This window comes from Aeromicrobium sp. CTD01-1L150 (genome assembly GCF_041951745.1).
Classification (GTDB): domain Bacteria; phylum Actinomycetota; class Actinomycetes; order Propionibacteriales; family Nocardioidaceae; genus Aeromicrobium.
Genome location: NZ_CP169555.1, coordinates 1,545,970 through 1,562,332 on the forward strand (window position 1 = coordinate 1,545,970; position 16,363 = coordinate 1,562,332).

Sequence of the window (16,363 nt, forward strand, 5' to 3'; positions counted from 1 at the left end):
GCGGGTCGCGCTGGCCGTGAGGACCCACCGGTCGTGTCGCTCGGCGGACAGGCGGTCGGGCCGTCGGGGACCCGCGCGTATCCTTGAGCGGTGAGCATTCCCTCCCTCGATGACCTTCGTGCACTGGGTGCTGTCCAGCAGCCCACGTACGCCGACCCAGCCGCCCGCGACGCCGCGGTCGAGACGTTGCGCCGGATGCCACCGCTCGTCTTTGCCGGAGAGTGCGACGACCTGCGCGACCGCCTGGCGTCCGTCTCGCGGGGGGAGGCCTTCCTGCTGCAGGGCGGCGACTGCGCCGAGACGTTCGAGGGGGTCACTGCAGAGAACGTCCGCAACAAGCTGCGGGTCCTGCTGTCGATGGCAGTCGTCCTCACCTACGCCGCCAGCGTCCCCGTGGTCAAGGTCGGTCGCCTGGCCGGCCAGTACGCCAAGCCGCGCTCCAGCGACACCGAGACCCGTGACGGCCTCACCCTGCCCGCCTACCGCGGCGACGCCGTCAACGGCTTCGACTTCACCGCCGAGGCGCGACGGCACGACCCGCAGCGCCTCGTCGACGTCTACCACGCGTCCTCGGCCACCCTCAACCTGGCACGTGCCTTCACCACCGGCGGCTACGCCGACCTGCGGCAGATGCACGAGTGGAACACCGACTTCGTCAAGCGCAGCCCCGTCGGCGTCAGCTACGAGCGCATCGGGGCCGAGATCGACCGTGCCCTCGCCTTCATGGACGCCATCGGCGTGGACCCCGACGAGCTGCACAGCGTCGACTTCTACTCCTCCCACGAGGCGCTCATCCTGGAGTACGAGCACGCCCTCACCCGCATCGACTCACGCACCCAGCAGCCGTACGACGTCTCAGGTCACTTCGTGTGGATCGGTGAGCGCACCCGCCAGCTCGACGGAGCCCACGTGGAGCTGTTGAGCAAGATCGCCAACCCGATCGGCGTCAAGCTCGGCCCCACCACCACGCCCGACGACGCGATCGCGCTCTACGAGAAGCTCAACCCCGAGCGCACGCCCGGCAAGGTCTCCTTCATCACCCGTTTCGGTGCCGGCAAGATCCGCGACCTGCTGCCCCACCTGGTGGAGAAGGTGACAGCAGCCGGTATCGAGGCCGCATGGATCTGTGACCCCATGCACGGCAACACCTTCGAGGCGAGCTCGGGCTACAAGACCCGCGAGTTCGACGACGTCATCGACGAGGCACGGGGATTCTTCGAGGTCCACCGCGCGCTCGGAACCTGGCCCGGCGGCATGCACGTGGAGCTCACCGGCGACGACGTCACCGAGTGCGTCGGTGGCGGTGCGCGTCTCTCGGCCGACGACCTGTCGCGTCGCTACGAGACACTCTGCGACCCCCGCCTCAACCGCGAGCAGTCGCTGGAGCTGGCGTTCCTCGTCGCGGAGATGCTGCGCGAGCGCTAGTTCCCCTGCCGCCCCAGCCCGGCATCCCCGCGGTCCCGTTTCCCGCCCACGGCCCGGGACCCCCGCCGGGGGCCCGGGCCGCGTGGTGGTCGGGTGGTGTGGCCGGTGGTGGCGAGTCTGGGGTTGGTGCCGCCCACAGCCCGGGACCCCCGTGGTCACCGACCCGAGGGACGGCTGGGCCCCTGGGAACGGCTCAGTGCTCCTCGGGCTGGACGCGCAGCGTCATGAGGGTCGTGGCGAGGGAGTCGTACTGACCGACCAGCATGAGCAGCTCGATCGCCGCCGGCTCATCGAGCTGTTCACGCACTGCAGCCCACGTCGAGTCGCTCAGATCCTTGTCGCGCACCAGCTCACCGGCCGCGGTCAGCAGCGTCCGCTGACGCGACGACCAGCCTGACCAGCCGGCGTCGTCAGTGTGGTCGACCTGCTCCTGGGTCAGCCCCACCCGACGTCCGAGGCGTCGATGGTGGCCCTGCTCGTACTCGCAACCGCGCAGCGCCGCCACGTGCAGGATCACCATCTCGGTCTCGGTCCGCGGCAGCTTGCCGCCGGGCATCATCGTCGCGCTGTACATCAGCCAGGCGCGGAACAGACCGCGGCGACGTCCCAGCGTGGTGAAGACGTTGGGTCGCTGTCCACCGATGACGCGACCGGCAAGTGCACAGATCAGGTGATTGACGACGCCGAGCTCGCGCAGGCCACCCGGGGCGATGCGGGGGGAGGGATCCATGCGCACAGGCTACTCAGACGTAGATCGTGACCGTCTTTCCGACCTTGAGGTCCTCGCCGGCGTCCGGGGTCTGTGCGCGCACCGTGTTGCCGGGCAGGACGTTGCGGACCCGCACCTTGAAGCCGGCATCCTCGAGGGTCTTCTCGGCGTCCTTGCGCTTCTCGCCGACGACGTCGGGCACCTCGATCTCCTCCGGGCCCCTGGAGACCACGATCGTGATCACGTCGCCACGGAACGCCGTCCCCTCGTCGGGGCTCTGCGAGATGACGTCGCCCTCGTCGACGTCGTCGGAGTACTTGCCCTCGACCTCCACCGTGAAGCCGGCCTTCTCCAGCGACTCGACGGCGGCCTTGCGGCTGCGGCCGGTCTGGTCCGGGACCTCGATCGGCTGGGGGCCCTTGCTGACGATGAAGTCGATCGTGGTGTCGCGGCGCACCCGGTCGCCCGCCTTGTGGTCCACCGGGCGCACGATGCGCCCCTTGTCGACCTTGTCACTGAACTCCTCGGTGGTGTCGCCGAGCTTGAGATTCAGCTCGGACAGCTCCTCCTCGACCTCATCGACCGTCTTGCCCTGCGTCTTGGGGATCTCGTAGCGCTCCTGGCCCTTGGAGACCACGGCGCTGATCGAGCTGTCGGGCAGGACCCGCTCACCCGGTGCCGGGTCGGTGGAGATGACGGTACCGAGCGGCGCGGTCTCGGAGAAGGCCCGACCGCTCACGGTGAGCTCGAAACCCAGCTCCTCGGCCTCGGTCACGGCCTGGGCCTCGCTGCGGCCGACGAGCTGGGGAGTCTCGGTGTAGCGGCCGACGCCCAGCCAGTAGCCGAACCCGGCCAGCAGGACCGCCAGCACGATGACGCTGATCAGCAGCACCTTGCCGCGGCGTCGTCGGGGATTGCTGGTCGTCGCGAGCCGGTACTCCTCATCGGACATGGCGCGGTGAGGATCGTCGTCGGCCTGCGGTGCCCACTCCGAGGAGCTCCACCGCATGGTCTGCTCGGCGGCCGGCGCCGCAACGCCCACGGTCGGCTCGCCGGAGGTGTCCAAGGGGGCCACCTCCGCCGGGGTCTGCGGTCCGGCCGAAGGCGCAGCGCCCACACCGACCGGCACGGTGACCTCGGAGTCAGGGTCGTCGTCACGTGACGGGCTGGGCGTGAGGTCAGCCACCAGGTCGGGGTCGTCCTCCAGGCCGGCATCGAGCGCCCGCTGCACCATGCGGACCTGCTGCAGCAGCACGCTCGCGTCGGTGGAACGGGAGGCCTGGTCGCGAGCCGTGGCCCGCGCGACCAGGGCATCGACGTACGCGGGCACGTCGGGCACGATCTCCGAGGGGGCCCCGATGTCCTGGTGGACGTGCTTGTACGCGATGTGGATCGGGGTGTCGCCCGTGTGCGGCTTGGAGCCGGTGAGCATCTCGTAGAGCATCGCGCCGCAGGCGTAGACGTCCGACCGGCGATCGGCGCTCTCGTTGACCACGATCTCAGGGGCCAGGTAGGAGACGGTGCCCATGAGGGTGCCGCTGGTCGCGGTCGTGGCGCTGCTGACCGCACGGGCCAGGCCGAAGTCCGCCACCTTGACCTCGCCCTCGGGCGTGATGAGGACGTTCTCGGGCTTGACGTCCCGGTGGATCAGGTTCTCGCGGTGCGCGACGGACAGTGCCACCAGGATGTCTGCCAGCAGGTCCAGTGCGCGGCGAGGCGGCATCGGCGCCTCCTCGCGCAGGACGGTGCGCAACGTGTGACCGGGGACGTACTCCATGACGAGGTAGGTGGTCTCACCGTCATGGCCCTGGTCGAAGACGGAGACGACGCCGCGATGGTTGAGCTTCGCGGCAGCCTTGGCCTCGCGCTCGAAGCGCTGCGTGAAGGTGCCGTCGTCGCCGAGGCCGTTGTGCATGACCTTGATCGCGACGTCGCGATCAAGTCGCTGGTCCGTCCCCTTGAAGACGCTGGCCATCCCGCCGCGGGCGATCCGCTCGCCGATCAGGTACCGGCCGTCGAGGAGTCGTCCGACGAGTGCTTCGTCGCCGGTGACAGCCACGTCGGCCTCCTCTCCTTGCTGGTACGGGTCTGGTGGGGCATGCCGCCGGGACCGGCGGCATGGTGATTCTAGTGAGTCTGGCCCACTCAGACTTCATCTCGCTGCGATGCGTGTCACCCCTTCCTCCCCGGGGCCTGGGTCAGCTGGCGCGACGCGTGACAGCCGCGAGCAGGGGCTCGATGGCTGCGCGGGCCGTGGGATCAAGCTGCTCGAGTGCCGTCCTCGCCGCCTCCTCGCGGGTGGTGATGTCACGCTCGACGGCAGCCAGCGCGCCGGTGCGGACCATCAGCTCGCTCAGCGGGGTGACACCCTCCGGGGTGCCGAGCAGGCGCCGGACGAGGTCGCGTTCGTCGTCGTCACCGAGCTCCAGCGTCCGTGCGACCAGGACGGTGCGCTTGCCCTCACGCAGGTCGTCGCCGGCCGGTTTGCCCGTGACGACGGGGTCACCGAACACGCCCAGGACGTCGTCGCGCAGCTGGAAGGCCTCCCCGAGGGGCAGGGCCACCGTGCTGAGGGAGTCGATGAAGGTGTCGTCGGCACCAGCCAGGGCGGCGCCGATCTGCAGCGGGCGCTCCACCGTGTACTTGGCCGACTTGAACCGGACGATCCGCAGCGCCTCGTCGACGCCGACGTCGGTCCTGGTCTGGGCCAGGACGTCGAGGTACTGGCCCGAGGCGACCTCGGAACGACACAGGTCGAGCAGGTCGAGCGCACGGGCGACCGTGGGGAGCCGGCTGGATCGCAGCTGCTGGTCGGTCCAGGAGAGCATCAGGTCGCCGAGCAGCACGGCGACCGCACTGCCGTGCCCGGTCGGACTGCCGACCCAGTCGGCATCACGGTGACGTCCCTCGAACGCACGATGGACGCTCGGCCGCCCCCGGCGCACGTCCGAGCCGTCCATGAGGTCGTCGTGCACCAGCGCGCTCGCCTGGAGCCACTCCAGCGAGGCCGCCGCCACGTCGATGGCCGGGTCGGTGGCATCGCCGCCTGCTGCGAGCCAGCCGCTGCGGCAGAACCGTGCGCGCAGTCGCTTGCCACCGGCGACGAACTCCTGGGCAGCGTCGAGGAACGGTACGAGCTCCGGTCCCAGGGGCTCGAGGTCGCGGCGGCGGTCGGCCAGGAAAGCGGTCAGGGCTGCGTCGACGTCTCGCAGGGCGGGATCCTCGGCGGCAGTCACGTCACGGACGATACCGTTGGTCCGTGCCTGACTTGCGCGGCCCTTCGGCCAGTTCTCCGCAGTCGATCTCCGAGGCACTGGCCTCGGGTCGACCCACGTACTCCTTCGAGTTCTTCCCGCCCAAGGATGACGCGGGCGAGGAGCTCCTGTGGCAGACGATCGCCGACCTGGAGCCCTTGGACCCGACGTTCGTGTCGGTCACCTACGGTGCGGGAGGAACGAGCCAGGACCGCACGGTCCGGGTCACCGGACGCATCGCCGAACAGTCCGGCATCCGCGCGGTGGGTCACCTCACACTGGTGGGCCAGAGCCGCGAGGAGATCGCCGTCGTGCTCAAGCAGTACGCGAGCGCCGGCATCGACCATGTCCTCGTCCTGCGCGGTGACCCCGAGGGTGGGCCGAGGGCACCGTGGGAGACGCACCCCGGGGGCATGACGCACGCCATCGAGCTCGTGGAGCTCGCGCACGAGGTCGGCGACTTCCATGTGGGAGTCGCCGCGTTCCCTGAAGGCCACCCCGACGCCGACGGGCTGGACGCCGACGCCGACGTCCTGGTGGACAAGGCCAGGGCTGGCGCGCAGTACGCCATCACCCAGCTGTTCTTCCGTGCCTCCGACTACGTCGGGCTGCTGGAGAGGGTGCGATCGCGCGACTGCGACATCCCCGTCATTCCCGGCATCATGCCGATCCTGAACTATGCCCAGGTGGCCCGCATGGCCGAGCTGTCCGGCGCGGAGATCCCTCGCGAGGTGCTCCAGGAGATCGAGCCGCTCATGGACGACAAGGCGGCGGTGCGTGCCAAGGGCATCGAGCTGGCCACCCAGCTGTGCCGTGACCTGCTGGAGGCCGGTGCCCCCGGTCTGCACTTCATCACCCTGAACCGGTCCAAGGCCACGCGCGAGATCTTCCAGACGTTGCGCGAGGAGGGCCGGCTCTGAGCGGTGTTGTTCGCCGCCCACGGCCCGGCACCCCCGCGGTGTTGTTCGCCGCCCACGGCCCGGCACCCCCGCCGGGAGGGTCTGATCGAGCGGTAAGGCGCGGTGGGTCGCGGTGGCCCGCCGGTGGTGGTCGTGGTCCGATTCCCGCCGGAGCCCAGGGCCCGGCGGGGTCGTCAGCGGCGAGGGACCGGGCCCAGGTGCTCGGCCACTGCCTCGGCTGCCAGGCCGATGAGCTCCAGTCCCGGACCTGGGTGGGCATGCGCGCCGACCATGAACAGGCCGTCCGGGCCGGGCCGGGACGGCCTGTTCACCTGAGAGGCCCAGCCGCGCCACTGCCAGCCCCAGTGGGTCTGCAGCACGAGCTCGGTGGGGCGCAGGTCGTGCCGCTCCTCCACCTGCTCGCGCAGGTCGATCCCGACGCGGGCGAGCGCGGTGATGGGGTCCTCGGCGTTGTGGTGGGTGATGGTCCAACAGTCCGACCCGTCCGACCACAGCCGCATCGGCGGGTCGCCGTGGGTGGCGATGTCATGCGGCAGCATCGGCGCCTCGGGGCCGAGCCGCACCAGCGTGCGGGTGGCCGGGATGCAGGGTAGGAGCTTCGGCGGCGGCAACGGCCGGGGCCAGGTTCCTGCTGCCCACACCACGACATCGGCCTCGTACCGCTCGTCCTCGGTGAGGACCGCCCGGACGGCGCCGTCGGCCGAGACCTCCAGGCCGTGGGCGCGGACGCCGAGGTGAGTGGTGACCCGACGCTCGGCGAGCCGTTGGGTGAGCGCATCTGCCAGGGCCGGCATGCCGCCGACGACCCGCCAGCGCCCGAAGTTGCGCTCCAGGTAGTGCGTGACGGCGGTGAATGCCGGGGTGACCCGGTCGTCGTCGCCGTCGAGCCGTGCGGCGTCGACGACCATCGCCCGCAGCCGCCGGTCCTTGAAGGCCATCCGCGCCGCACGACGCAGTGAGCGCCGGACGGCGAGGTTCTTGCGCGCGGCGCGATCCAGCGTGCCGTGTCCGGACGGCAAGGTGTGGATGGTGCGTCGGCGCAGCACGTCCCACGACTCGGGCATCGTGTCCAGCCACGGCGACCACGGATCGGCGCCGAGCAGGCCTGTGACCGCGTCGTGCTGGTCCGAGCGGCGCCCCATCGGCAGGTCCAGGCTGCTGCGGTCGGCGAAGACGTGACGGCGGCCGGGCACCGTCTCGAGGTCGAGAGCCTTGTCGAGCGGGCGTCCGGACTTGCGGAACAGGTCTCGCACGACGCCCGGCAGCGTCATGGTGTCCGGACAGATCTGCCAGGCCCCCGTCCCGCGTCTCACGTTGCGCAGGCGGCCGCCGAGCTCCTCGGCCGACTCCAGGAGCACCACCTCGTGGCGCAGCTTGGCCAGGCGGGCGGCGCTCGCCAGGCCGGCGAATCCACCGCCGACCACCACGACACGCGCCATGCGCGCAGACTACGCGGGACCCGGACGGACGCGGCGGCCGTGTCGGTGCGGGGGCCCAACGCCGTGCACGCCTGCTGTGGCACAGTGACGCCATGGGTCCGGTGCGTGGCGAGGTCATGTGGCAGGCAGTGCTCGACGCCGTCGCTCTCGTTCCTCGTGAGGGTCCGCTCGACGTCCTCGACCTCGGTGGCGGCACGGGTGGGGACTCCGTCCGGCTCGCGTCGCAGGGACACCGGGTGACCGTCGTCGATCCGAGCCCGGACGCCTTGGCCTCGCTGCACCGTCGCGCGGTGGATGCGGGGATCCCGGCGGACTCCGTCGTCGGGCTGCAGGGCGATGCGAACGACCTGGCATCTGCCGTCGCGGGTGGGTCGCAGGATCTCGTGCTGTGCCACGGCGTCCTGGAGCACGTGGACGACCCGTGTGAGGCGCTCCGGGCGGTCGGCCCCGTGCTGCGTCCGCACGGTCGGGTGAGTGCCGTCGTCGCCGGTCGCTCAGCCGCGGTCCTGGCCCGTGCCCTGACGGGAGACTTCGACGGTGCGCGACACATGAACTCGCGGCGCGCCGCCACGTGGGACCTGCGTGCGGACGGGCCTCGACGCTTCGTCCCGGAGGAGCTTCAGGCGGTGTTGCAGGAGGCCGGGTTCGAGCCGGTGGAGTCCGCGGCGTTGCGGGTCTTCGTCGATCTGGTGCCGTCAGCGGTCGTCGACATCGAGCCCGGAGCCAGGGAGCGCCTCTACGCGCTGGAGCGCGAGGTGCGTGGCTCATCGGACTTCTCAGGGATCTCGGCTGGTCTGCAGACCGTGGCACGCCTAGACTTGGAGCAGACATCGATTGACCGAGGAGACCACCGTGCCGCTGTCTGACGAAGAGGCCCGACTGCTCCACCAGTTGGAGCAGTCGCTCGCGGCCGAGGATCCTGACTTCGCCTCGACGCTGCGAGGTTCGAAGCAGGCCGCCCGCAACCGAAAGGTGGCGGTGGCCTCTGGCCTCGGCTTCTTCGTCGGACTCATCGTGCTGTTCTCAGGCGCCCTGCTGGCCCAGACGTGGCTCGGCGTCGTCGGCTTCGTGATCATGCTCGTCACGGCCTACCTCTTCGTCCAGGCCTGGCGCGGCGGACTCACCGGCACCGATGAGTCCCCGGCCCCGCAGAGTGCCAAGGGCTCGTCCGGGCCCAAGCAGTCCGGCGGCTCCTTCGTGGACCGCATGGAGGAGCGCTGGCAGCGCCGTCAGGACGGCGACGAGATCTAGACCCACCACCCACCGCTGAGAACCGCCTCGATCGAGGCGGTTCTTCTGGTTTCGGGGCTTCTCGCTCCACCTTTGCTCCACGACGCTCCACCCGCACGGCCACGTCCCTCTGGACGTGGCCGTTTTTGCTGTCGTTCCAGCAGGGAGCCAGGTGGCGTCCCAACTCACCGCAGGGTCGCGAATCTGCTCCGCGACACGATGATCTTGCTTGACAGTGGGGGAACGTGGAGTAGTGTGGGGGGAAGTGGAGCACCGGTCAGGGTCGTGTCCGCCAGGTCAGGAGGAGCGAGGTGAATGTCGATGTGGATGACTTCTTCGGCACCTACACGCCGCGCCTCGACGACAAGGCCCGGTTGTTCCTGCCGGCCAAGTTCCGCCCGCGCCTGGAGGACGGGATCGTGCTCACCCGCGGTCAGGAGAACTGCATCTTCGGCTGGACGACCGCGTCCTTCAAGGAGTTCACCGACCGCATCCGCAACACGCCCTTCACGAACCGTCAGGCACGCAACTTCGTCCGCATGCTCTACTCCGGAGCCTCCTCGGAGGTGCCGGACAAGCAGGGCCGGGTCTCCATCCCGGGAGTGCTGCGGGAGTGGGCGCACCTCGATCGCGACGTCGTGGTGGTCGGAGCCATGGATCGCCTGGAGATCTGGGACGCCACACGCTGGGCGGAGTTCTCGGCCCAGCAGGAAGAGCCCTTCGCCGACATGTCCGATGAGGTGATGCCCGGCATCTTCTGACCGTCACGCGTCCGTTGGCCCCGACCTCCGGCTGTGTGCTTCTGACATCCCTTCCCCGGTGTCAGACCCACACGGACGGGGATCAGGTTCCACGGCCCCGAGGTCGCTGGGCACCTCCCCACCTTCCCCCACCACGGAGAGCGCACCGATGAGAGACGACGAGGCAGTCATCGTGACACCTCGACGCGTCCGCCATGACCTGGCGGACTCGTTGCTCGTCATGGGCTTCTCCCTGACCGCGTCCGTCCTCCTGGCAGGGGTCGTGGCCGTCGTGATGAGGCTGCTGTGAGCGCGGCGCAGCACGTTCCGGTCCTCCTGGACCGGGTGCTGGAGCTGCTCGCACCGTCGGTGGAAGCCACCGCCGCCCCTGTCGTGGTCGACACGACACTTGGCCTCGGCGGGCACACCGAGGCACTCCTGCGACGCTTCCCGACCCTGCATGTCGTCGGCATCGACCGCGACTCGGAGGCGCTGAAGCGCGCCGGTGAGCGGCTCGCCCCTCACGAGGACCGGATCGAGCTCGTGCACGCCGTCTACGACGAGCTCGCCGACGTCCTCGAGCGCCTCGGACACGGGCCCGAGGCCGGGGGAGTGCAAGGCGTGCTGTTCGACCTCGGTGTCTCCTCCATGCAGCTCGACCTCGCCGAGCGGGGCTTCGCCTACGCGCAGGACGCTCCGCTGGACATGCGGATGGACCCCACCCGAGGACCGAGCGCGGCCGACGTGCTCAACACCTATTCCTCCCGGGAGCTGGCCCGCGTGCTGCGTGAGTACGGCGAGGAGAAGTTCGCCCGCCGCATCGCCGAACGCATCGTGACCGAGCGCCAGGTCGAGCCGTTCACCAACAGTGCCCGGCTCGTCGACCTGCTGCGCGAGGCCATCCCCGCTCCCGCGCGCCGCACGGGAGGGCACCCGGCCAAGCGCACCTTCCAGGCACTGCGCATCGAGGTCAACGACGAGCTCGCGGTGTATGCCCGGGCCCTCCCGCAGGCCCTTGAGGCGCTCGGTGCCGGCGGTCGGGTCGTCGTGCTCGCCTACCACTCGCTGGAGGACCGGATCACCAAGCGCGCATTCGCGCGCGCGACCACCAACGACCTCCCGCGGGACCTGCCCTTCGCTCCTGCGGGACACGAGCCCGCCTTCCGACTGCTGACTCGCGGTTCGGAGCAGGCTGGAGGCGAGGAGTCGCAGGACAACCCCCGCGCCCGTTCCGTGCGACTGCGCGCCGTCGAGAGGACGGCGGCATGACCGCCCGCGAGCAACGGGACGACCGGATGCACCTCGTGCGGTCACGGTCCTACCGTGCTGGTCCTGAGGGTGTGAGCGGATGAGCGTGCACACCGCGGCGCCCCGGCAGCGCAGCTCGTCGGCGTCATCGGCCGCCAAGGCCCTGCCGCTGCGGCTGGTCGCGCCCGTGCGCAGCCGGGCCAAGCGAGCCCCCTTCGTCGTCGTCGTGCTGAGCTTCCTCGGTGTGGGACTGCTGGGTCTCATCCTGATCAGCACCGTCCTGCAGGCACAGGCCTTCGAGATCGCCAGGCTGAATGCGCAGGCGCAGGAGCTGGAGGTCCAGCAGCAGGGCCTGCAGAGCGACGTCCAGCGTCTGCAGGCCCCTGCGAGCGTCGCGGAGCGCGCCATGCAGCTGGGCATGGTGCCCAACGCCAACCCGGTCTTCCTGGACCCTGCTGAGCGCGAGGTGATCGGTGACCCGACGCCGGCCGAGCCCAGGACCAACGTGAAGCAGGTGGACCGATGAAGCGTTCCCCCAAGCGCTCCGCTTCGCGTAGGGGAGCACCGCCCGCGAGCGCTGGCGCGTGGGGGAGAGGGCGGTATCCCCAGCCGCTGGTGCGCCGTCGCCTCGCTGCGGGTCTTGCGCTCCTCGTCCTCATCTTCGGGATCTTCAGCATCCGGCTGTTCCAGATCCAGGGTGTCGACGCCCAGGCCTACGCCGCCATGGCGGTCGAGGCGGGGACGGCGACGTCGGTGGTCCCGGCCCCGCGTGGACAGATCCTCGACCGCAGTGGTGAGGCACTCGCCGCGAGCGTCGACGGGATGACGATCACGGCCGACCCCAGCATGACCTCGGCCCACGCACCGAAGATCGCCAAGATCCTCATCGACGAGCTCGGTGAGGACCAGCTGGACTACTTCGAGACGATCGACGACCTGCGCAAGCCGAACTCACGCTATCTGGTCCTGGTGCGCGACGTCCCGGCCGAGGACGCCCAGCGCGCCACCAAGGCGGTGCGCGACGCCGACCTCACCGGCATCTTCACCGAGAAGGTCGCCCTGCGTAGCTACCCCGGTGGCCGGCTGGCCGCGAACCTGCTCGGCTACACCGACGGTGAGGAGAAGGGCGTCCAAGGGCTGGAGAGCCAGTACGACTCCTTCCTGACCGGCACGGACGGCTCGGCGACCTACGAGGTCTCCCCGAGCGGGCAGCGCATCCCGATGGCCGACAGCACGGTCCAGGAGATGGTTCCCGGCAGCGACGTCGAGACGACGATCGACCGCGACCTGCAGTGGTACTCCGACCAGCGACTCGCCGACGCGGTCAGGTCCTCCGGGTCCGACTGGGGCCTCGCCCTCACGATGGACGTGCGCACCGGACAGGTCGTCCAGCTGTCCCAGGCGCCGACGTTCGATCCGGACTCCAAGGAGTCCATGGAGGACCACAACACCGTCTCCCGCTACGTGCAGACCGTCTACGAGCCGGGGTCGGTCATGAAGCCCATCACGATGGCGGCCCTGGCCGACCAGGGAGAGATCACCCCCGACACCCAGATCTCGGTGCCGAGCCACCTGGTCATCGACAAGTTCCGCATCGCAGACCACTGGGACCACGGCCGTATCAACCTCACGGCCGCCGGCGTCATCGCGCAGTCGTCCAACCTCGGCACGATCATCGCTGCGCAGCAGATGGACGACGACACGATGCACGACTACCTGGCGAAGTTCGGCTTCGGCACCAAGAGCGGGGTCGAGCTGCCCGGTGAGTCGCAGGGCATCCTCCCGGATCCCTCGGGCTGGTCACGTGCCAACCACGCCACGATCTCCTTCGGACAGGGCGTCTCGGTCACCGCGATGCAGATGATCCGCGCCATCGGTGCGATCGCCAACGGCGGCGTCATGGTCGAGCCCTCCGTCGTCGAGGGGTTCGTCGGTCCGGACGGCGAGAAGACCGCGGCCAAGGAGACCAAGACCCGGCGGGTCGTCTCCAAGGAGGCCGCCTCCCAGGTGACCCGCATGATGGAGGCCGTCACGGCAGACGACGGCACCGCTCCCGCCGCGCAGATCCCGGGCTACCGGGTGGCGGGCAAGACTGGTACCGCATGGCGCGTCAACCCGGACACCGGCAAGTACGTCCGCGGGCAGAACACGGTCTCCTTCATCGGCTACGCCCCCGCCGACAAGCCTCGGTTCGTCACCTATGTCGTGCTGGACAAGCCGCACCGCAACGCCGGAGGCGGCTCGACCGCGGCTCCTGTCTTCCACGACATCATGTCGATGGCGCTGGAGCGTTTCGGCGTCCCGCCCACAGGCTCGAAGCCGCCCAAGGTCGCCCAGGACTGGTAACCGTCGCGAGTCACTGGGTCACCGGCGGCGAGTCACTCCGGTACCGCCCGGGAGTCACTGAGTCGCCGGCCCCGTCCCGGGGTGACTCGTGACGTGTGCCGTGGTGACTCGCGGCGTGTGCCGGAGTGACTCGCGACGTGTGCCGGGGTGACTCGCGACGCGGGTGGGTAGGTTGGGGCCGATGAGCAGCCAGGAGATGCGGGTCCGGCCCCGCGAGCCCAGGACGCGCGACCTCGTCGAGATCGCCGGGCACGTCGGCGTGGACCTTGCCCCCGACGTCACCGCGCGGGTCAGCGGCATCGCCCTGAGCACCGCAGACCTGCGCGTGGGCGACCTGTACGCCGCCCTGCCGGGCAGCCGCGTGCACGGCGCCGACTTCCTGGACCGTGCCGAGGCCGCGGGAGCCGTGGCCGTCCTGACCGACGCCGATGGCGCGGGTCGTCTCACCACCCTGCCGACGATCGTGGTCGATGAGCCACGGCGCCGCCTGGCCGAGCTCAGCGCCTGGTTCCACGACCACCCCAGTGACACCTTCACCACGGTGGGGGTCACCGGGACACAGGGCAAGACCACCACCACCCACCTCGCGGAGGCCGCACTGGGCCCTGAGCACTCCGCCGTCGTCGGCACCATCGGCACCCGCATCCGGGGTGTGCCCGCAGCCTCGAACCTCACGACCCCTGAGGCGCCGGCGCTGCAGGCATTGTTCGCCGTCATGCGGGAGGAGTCGGTGCGTGCGTGCGCGATGGAGGTCTCCAGCCATGCGCTCGTGCAGGGTCGCGTGGATGGCTTCGCCTTCGACGTCGCAACGTTCCTGAACCTTGGACGTGACCACCTCGACTTTCACGCCGACGTCGAGGAGTACTTCCTCGCCAAGGCATCCCTGTTCACGCCCGAGCACGCTCGGCACGCCGTGATCGACGTCGACGACGAGCACGGCCGACGTCTGCGCCGTCTCACCCCGTTGCCGGTCACGACCTTCTCCGCCGAGGGGGAACCCGCCGACTGGCGGGCCGTCAACGTGCGTCCGCACCGTCTCGGCACGGATCTGCAGGTGCTGGGACCAGACGGGATCGAGCTTGACCTCAGCGTGCCGCTGCCGGGAGTCTTCAACGTGGCCAACGCGCTCGCGGTCGTCGCCTCGTTCAGCGTCGCCGGGCACGACCCGCTCCAGCTGGCGGCCGGGATCGGCCGCAGCCCGGGGGTGCCCGGCAGGATGGAACGCGTCGATGCCGGCCAGGACTTCACCGCGATCGTCGACTACGCCCACAAGCCGGACGCCGTCACCGCGGTGCTCACGGCGCTGCGGCCCGTCACACCCGGCCGGCTCGTCGTCGTCATCGGCGCCGGGGGAGACCGCGACCACGGCAAGCGCCCACTCATGGGTGAGGCGGCCGCCGAGCACGCCGATCTCGTGGTGGTCACCGATGACAACCCGCGGACCGAGGACGCCGCAGCGATTCGTCGCGCGGTGCTCGACGGCGCGAGCCCGGGTCCGGGGGCGGTGATCGAGGTTCCCGGCCGTCGGGCCGCGATCGATCACGCCGTCGCGCTCGCACACCGGGGAGACACGGTGGTGGTGGCCGGCAAGGGCCACGAGCGCGGCCAGGAGGTCGAGGGTGTGGTCCACCCCTTCGACGACCGCGAGGTCCTGCGTGAGCTGATCGAGGAGCACCGATGATCCCGATGACGACCGCCGAGATCGCCGAGGTGGTCGGGGGACAGGTCCACGGTGACCCCGCGGCCCTGGTGTCGGCGCCCTCGGCGGTGGACTCGCGCGTGGTCGAGGACGGCGGTCTGTTCGTCGCGATCGCCGGCGAGCGCGTGGACGGCCATGACTTCGTCGCGACGGCACGTGAACAGGGCGCGGCCGCCGTCCTGGGCTCCCGGGTCGTCGATGCCCCGTGCGTCGTGGTCGACGACGCGACGCACGCCCTCGGGCTGCTGGCCCGGCACGTGCTCGAGCAGGTGCGTCCCACGGTCGTCGCGATCACCGGCTCGCAGGGCAAGACGAGCGTCAAGGACCTCGTGGCGCACCTGCTGGGCGAGGAGGTCGTGGCCACGCGGGGCAACAACAACAACGAGCTCGGTGTGCCCCTGACGGTGCTGCGCACCCACGGGTCCACCCGTCACGTCGTGGTGGAGATGGGGGCCAGGGGCATCGGGCACATCGCCCGGCTGTGCCGTGTCGCGCCGCCGGACGTCGCCGTCGTGCTCAACGTCGGGTCGGCGCACGTGGGCGAGTTCGGCTCGGTCGACAACATCGCGGTGGCCAAGGGTGAGCTCGTCCAGGCCCTGCGTCCCGGTGGCCGAGCGGTGCTGAACATCGGGGACCCGCGCGTCGCGGCCATGGCGAGGTTCCTTCCCGATGGCACGGCGGCACTCGTCTCCTTCGGGCGGGCCGACGACGGCGGCAGCGCCGACGTCGCGATCCGCGCCGTCCGCCCCGACGGCGACGGCGAGCCGGACGTCACCCTCGCGTGGGGTGGGCACGAGGTCACCGTCCACGTCCCCCTCGTCGGCGAGCACCACGCGGAGAACCTGGCCGCGGCGGTGGCGGCGGTCGTCGCGGCGTGCGGCGACGACGCCGACGCGCTCGATGACCTCGGCGAGCGGCTCGAGCAGTTCCGCAGCCCCTCGCCCATGCGCATGGAGCGTCACCGACGTGCCGACGGCGTGACGGTCGTCGACGACTCCTACAACGCCAACCCCGAGTCCATGGCGGCCGCGTTGCGTGCCGTGCGTGACATGGGGGCAGGACGCCGCGTCGCGGTGCTGGGCGAGATGCTCGAGCTCGGCGCCGACGCCCACGAGCAGCACGTCCGTACCGGGCGGCTCGCCGCAGATCTGGGCTATGAGCGCGTGCTCGCCGTCGGTGAGCCCGCCCGCGGCATCGCGGAGGGTGCTGGGGCTGCCGGTCAGGTGGTGACGGACGTCTCCGAGGCTGTCAGCAGACTGCGGGCGTGGCTCACCGGCGGCGACGTCGTGCTCGTGAAAGCATCACGAGGTGCTCGACTCGAGCGGGTCACCGCAGGACTGCTCGCCGACTGAC

15 protein-coding genes are annotated in these 16,363 nt (G+C 70.5%); 11 read left to right on the forward strand and 4 right to left on the reverse strand.

The genetic code is table 11. The annotated features are described in order from the left end of the window. Window positions 1-90 precede the first annotated feature (90 nt). Window positions 91-1,425 carry a class II 3-deoxy-7-phosphoheptulonate synthase gene (locus ACEVFP_RS07675; protein ID WP_375003094.1) on the forward strand — a complete coding sequence of 445 codons (1,335 nt, stop codon included), beginning with the start codon at window positions 91-93 and terminating at the stop codon, window positions 1,423-1,425. Between the two features lie 193 nt (window positions 1,426-1,618). On the opposite strand, the gene ACEVFP_RS07680 is transcribed toward ACEVFP_RS07675, so the two are convergent. From ACEVFP_RS07680 to ACEVFP_RS07690, 3 genes are all read right to left on the reverse strand, one after another. Beyond that, on the reverse strand, window positions 1,619-2,155 hold the full coding sequence (locus ACEVFP_RS07680; protein ID WP_375003096.1) for a carboxymuconolactone decarboxylase family protein: 537 nt from the start codon (window positions 2,153-2,155) through the stop codon (window positions 1,619-1,621). Between the two features lie 13 nt (window positions 2,156-2,168). Then, entirely contained in the window at window positions 2,169-4,193 is a 2,025-nt protein-coding gene (gene pknB, locus ACEVFP_RS07685) for a Stk1 family PASTA domain-containing Ser/Thr kinase (RefSeq protein WP_375003097.1), read from the reverse strand. 139 nt (window positions 4,194-4,332) lie between these two features. After that, entirely contained in the window at window positions 4,333-5,370 is a 1,038-nt protein-coding gene (locus tag ACEVFP_RS07690; protein WP_375003098.1) for a polyprenyl synthetase family protein, read from the reverse strand. 23 nt (window positions 5,371-5,393) lie between these two features. Between ACEVFP_RS07690 and metF the strand changes: the two genes are divergently transcribed. After that, window positions 5,394-6,308, forward strand: a complete 915-nt coding sequence (gene metF / locus ACEVFP_RS07695; protein ID WP_375003100.1) for a methylenetetrahydrofolate reductase [NAD(P)H] — start codon at window positions 5,394-5,396, stop codon at window positions 6,306-6,308. 173 nt (window positions 6,309-6,481) lie between these two features. Here the strand turns inward: metF and ACEVFP_RS07700 are convergent, their stop codons facing one another. Then, window positions 6,482-7,747: a phytoene desaturase family protein gene (locus ACEVFP_RS07700; protein WP_375003101.1), complete on the reverse strand. Its 1,266-nt coding sequence runs from the start codon at window positions 7,745-7,747 to the stop codon at window positions 6,482-6,484. Window positions 7,748-7,839: 92 nt separating this feature from the next. Between ACEVFP_RS07700 and ACEVFP_RS07705 the strand changes: the two genes are divergently transcribed. From ACEVFP_RS07705 to murF, 9 genes are all read left to right on the forward strand, one after another. After that, window positions 7,840-8,613 (forward strand): class I SAM-dependent methyltransferase, encoded by a 774-nt coding sequence (locus ACEVFP_RS07705; protein WP_375003103.1) that lies wholly within the window; start codon window positions 7,840-7,842, stop codon window positions 8,611-8,613. Further along, window positions 8,600-8,998 (forward strand): DUF3040 domain-containing protein, encoded by a 399-nt coding sequence (locus ACEVFP_RS07710; RefSeq protein WP_375003104.1) that lies wholly within the window; start codon window positions 8,600-8,602, stop codon window positions 8,996-8,998. Before ACEVFP_RS07705 ends, ACEVFP_RS07710 begins: the two co-directional genes overlap by 14 nt. Before the next feature lie 290 nt (window positions 8,999-9,288). Further along, complete coding sequence (gene mraZ, locus ACEVFP_RS07715; RefSeq protein ID WP_375003106.1) at window positions 9,289-9,738, forward strand: division/cell wall cluster transcriptional repressor MraZ; 450 nt, start codon at window positions 9,289-9,291, stop codon at window positions 9,736-9,738. A 148-nt stretch (window positions 9,739-9,886) separates the two neighbouring features. Beyond that, on the forward strand, window positions 9,887-10,027 hold the full coding sequence (locus tag ACEVFP_RS07720; RefSeq protein ID WP_375003108.1) for a hypothetical protein: 141 nt from the start codon (window positions 9,887-9,889) through the stop codon (window positions 10,025-10,027). Continuing rightward, entirely contained in the window at window positions 10,024-10,986 is a 963-nt protein-coding gene (gene rsmH, locus ACEVFP_RS07725; protein WP_375003109.1) for a 16S rRNA (cytosine(1402)-N(4))-methyltransferase RsmH, read from the forward strand. Before ACEVFP_RS07720 ends, rsmH begins: the two co-directional genes overlap by 4 nt. A gap of 79 nt (window positions 10,987-11,065) precedes the next feature. Next, complete coding sequence (locus ACEVFP_RS07730) at window positions 11,066-11,491, forward strand: hypothetical protein (protein ID WP_375003110.1); 426 nt, start codon at window positions 11,066-11,068, stop codon at window positions 11,489-11,491. A gap of 89 nt (window positions 11,492-11,580) precedes the next feature. Further along, complete coding sequence (locus ACEVFP_RS07735; RefSeq protein ID WP_375003111.1) at window positions 11,581-13,311, forward strand: peptidoglycan D,D-transpeptidase FtsI family protein; 1,731 nt, start codon at window positions 11,581-11,583, stop codon at window positions 13,309-13,311. A 181-nt stretch (window positions 13,312-13,492) separates the two neighbouring features. After that, a complete protein-coding gene (locus tag ACEVFP_RS07740) occupies window positions 13,493-14,992 on the forward strand; it encodes a UDP-N-acetylmuramoyl-L-alanyl-D-glutamate--2,6-diaminopimelate ligase (RefSeq protein ID WP_375003112.1) in 1,500 nt (499 codons plus the stop codon). Then, window positions 14,989-16,362, forward strand: coding sequence for a UDP-N-acetylmuramoyl-tripeptide--D-alanyl-D-alanine ligase (gene murF / locus ACEVFP_RS07745; protein WP_375003114.1), 1,374 nt, complete (start codon window positions 14,989-14,991; stop codon window positions 16,360-16,362). The genes ACEVFP_RS07740 and murF overlap by 4 nt, the downstream gene beginning before the upstream one ends. The last annotated feature ends 1 nt before the right edge of the window (window position 16,363 follow it).

Bases quoted from the DNA above. Each gene is read 5' to 3' on its own strand.
- ACEVFP_RS07680 (WP_375003096.1), bottom strand. From the start codon at position 2,155: ATGGATCCCTCCCCCCGCATCGCCCCGGGTGGCCTGCGCGAGCTCGGC.
- ACEVFP_RS07700 (WP_375003101.1), bottom strand. From the start codon at position 7,747: ATGGCGCGTGTCGTGGTGGTCGGCGGTGGATTCGCCGGCCTGGCGAGC.
- ACEVFP_RS07705 (WP_375003103.1), top strand. From the start codon at position 7,840: ATGGGTCCGGTGCGTGGCGAGGTCATGTGGCAGGCAGTGCTCGACGCC.
- ACEVFP_RS07720 (WP_375003108.1), top strand. From the start codon at position 9,887: ATGAGAGACGACGAGGCAGTCATCGTGACACCTCGACGCGTCCGCCAT.
- ACEVFP_RS07730 (WP_375003110.1), top strand. From the start codon at position 11,066: ATGAGCGTGCACACCGCGGCGCCCCGGCAGCGCAGCTCGTCGGCGTCA.
- ACEVFP_RS07740 (WP_375003112.1), top strand. From the start codon at position 13,493: ATGAGCAGCCAGGAGATGCGGGTCCGGCCCCGCGAGCCCAGGACGCGC.
- murF (WP_375003114.1), top strand. From the start codon at position 14,989: ATGATCCCGATGACGACCGCCGAGATCGCCGAGGTGGTCGGGGGACAG.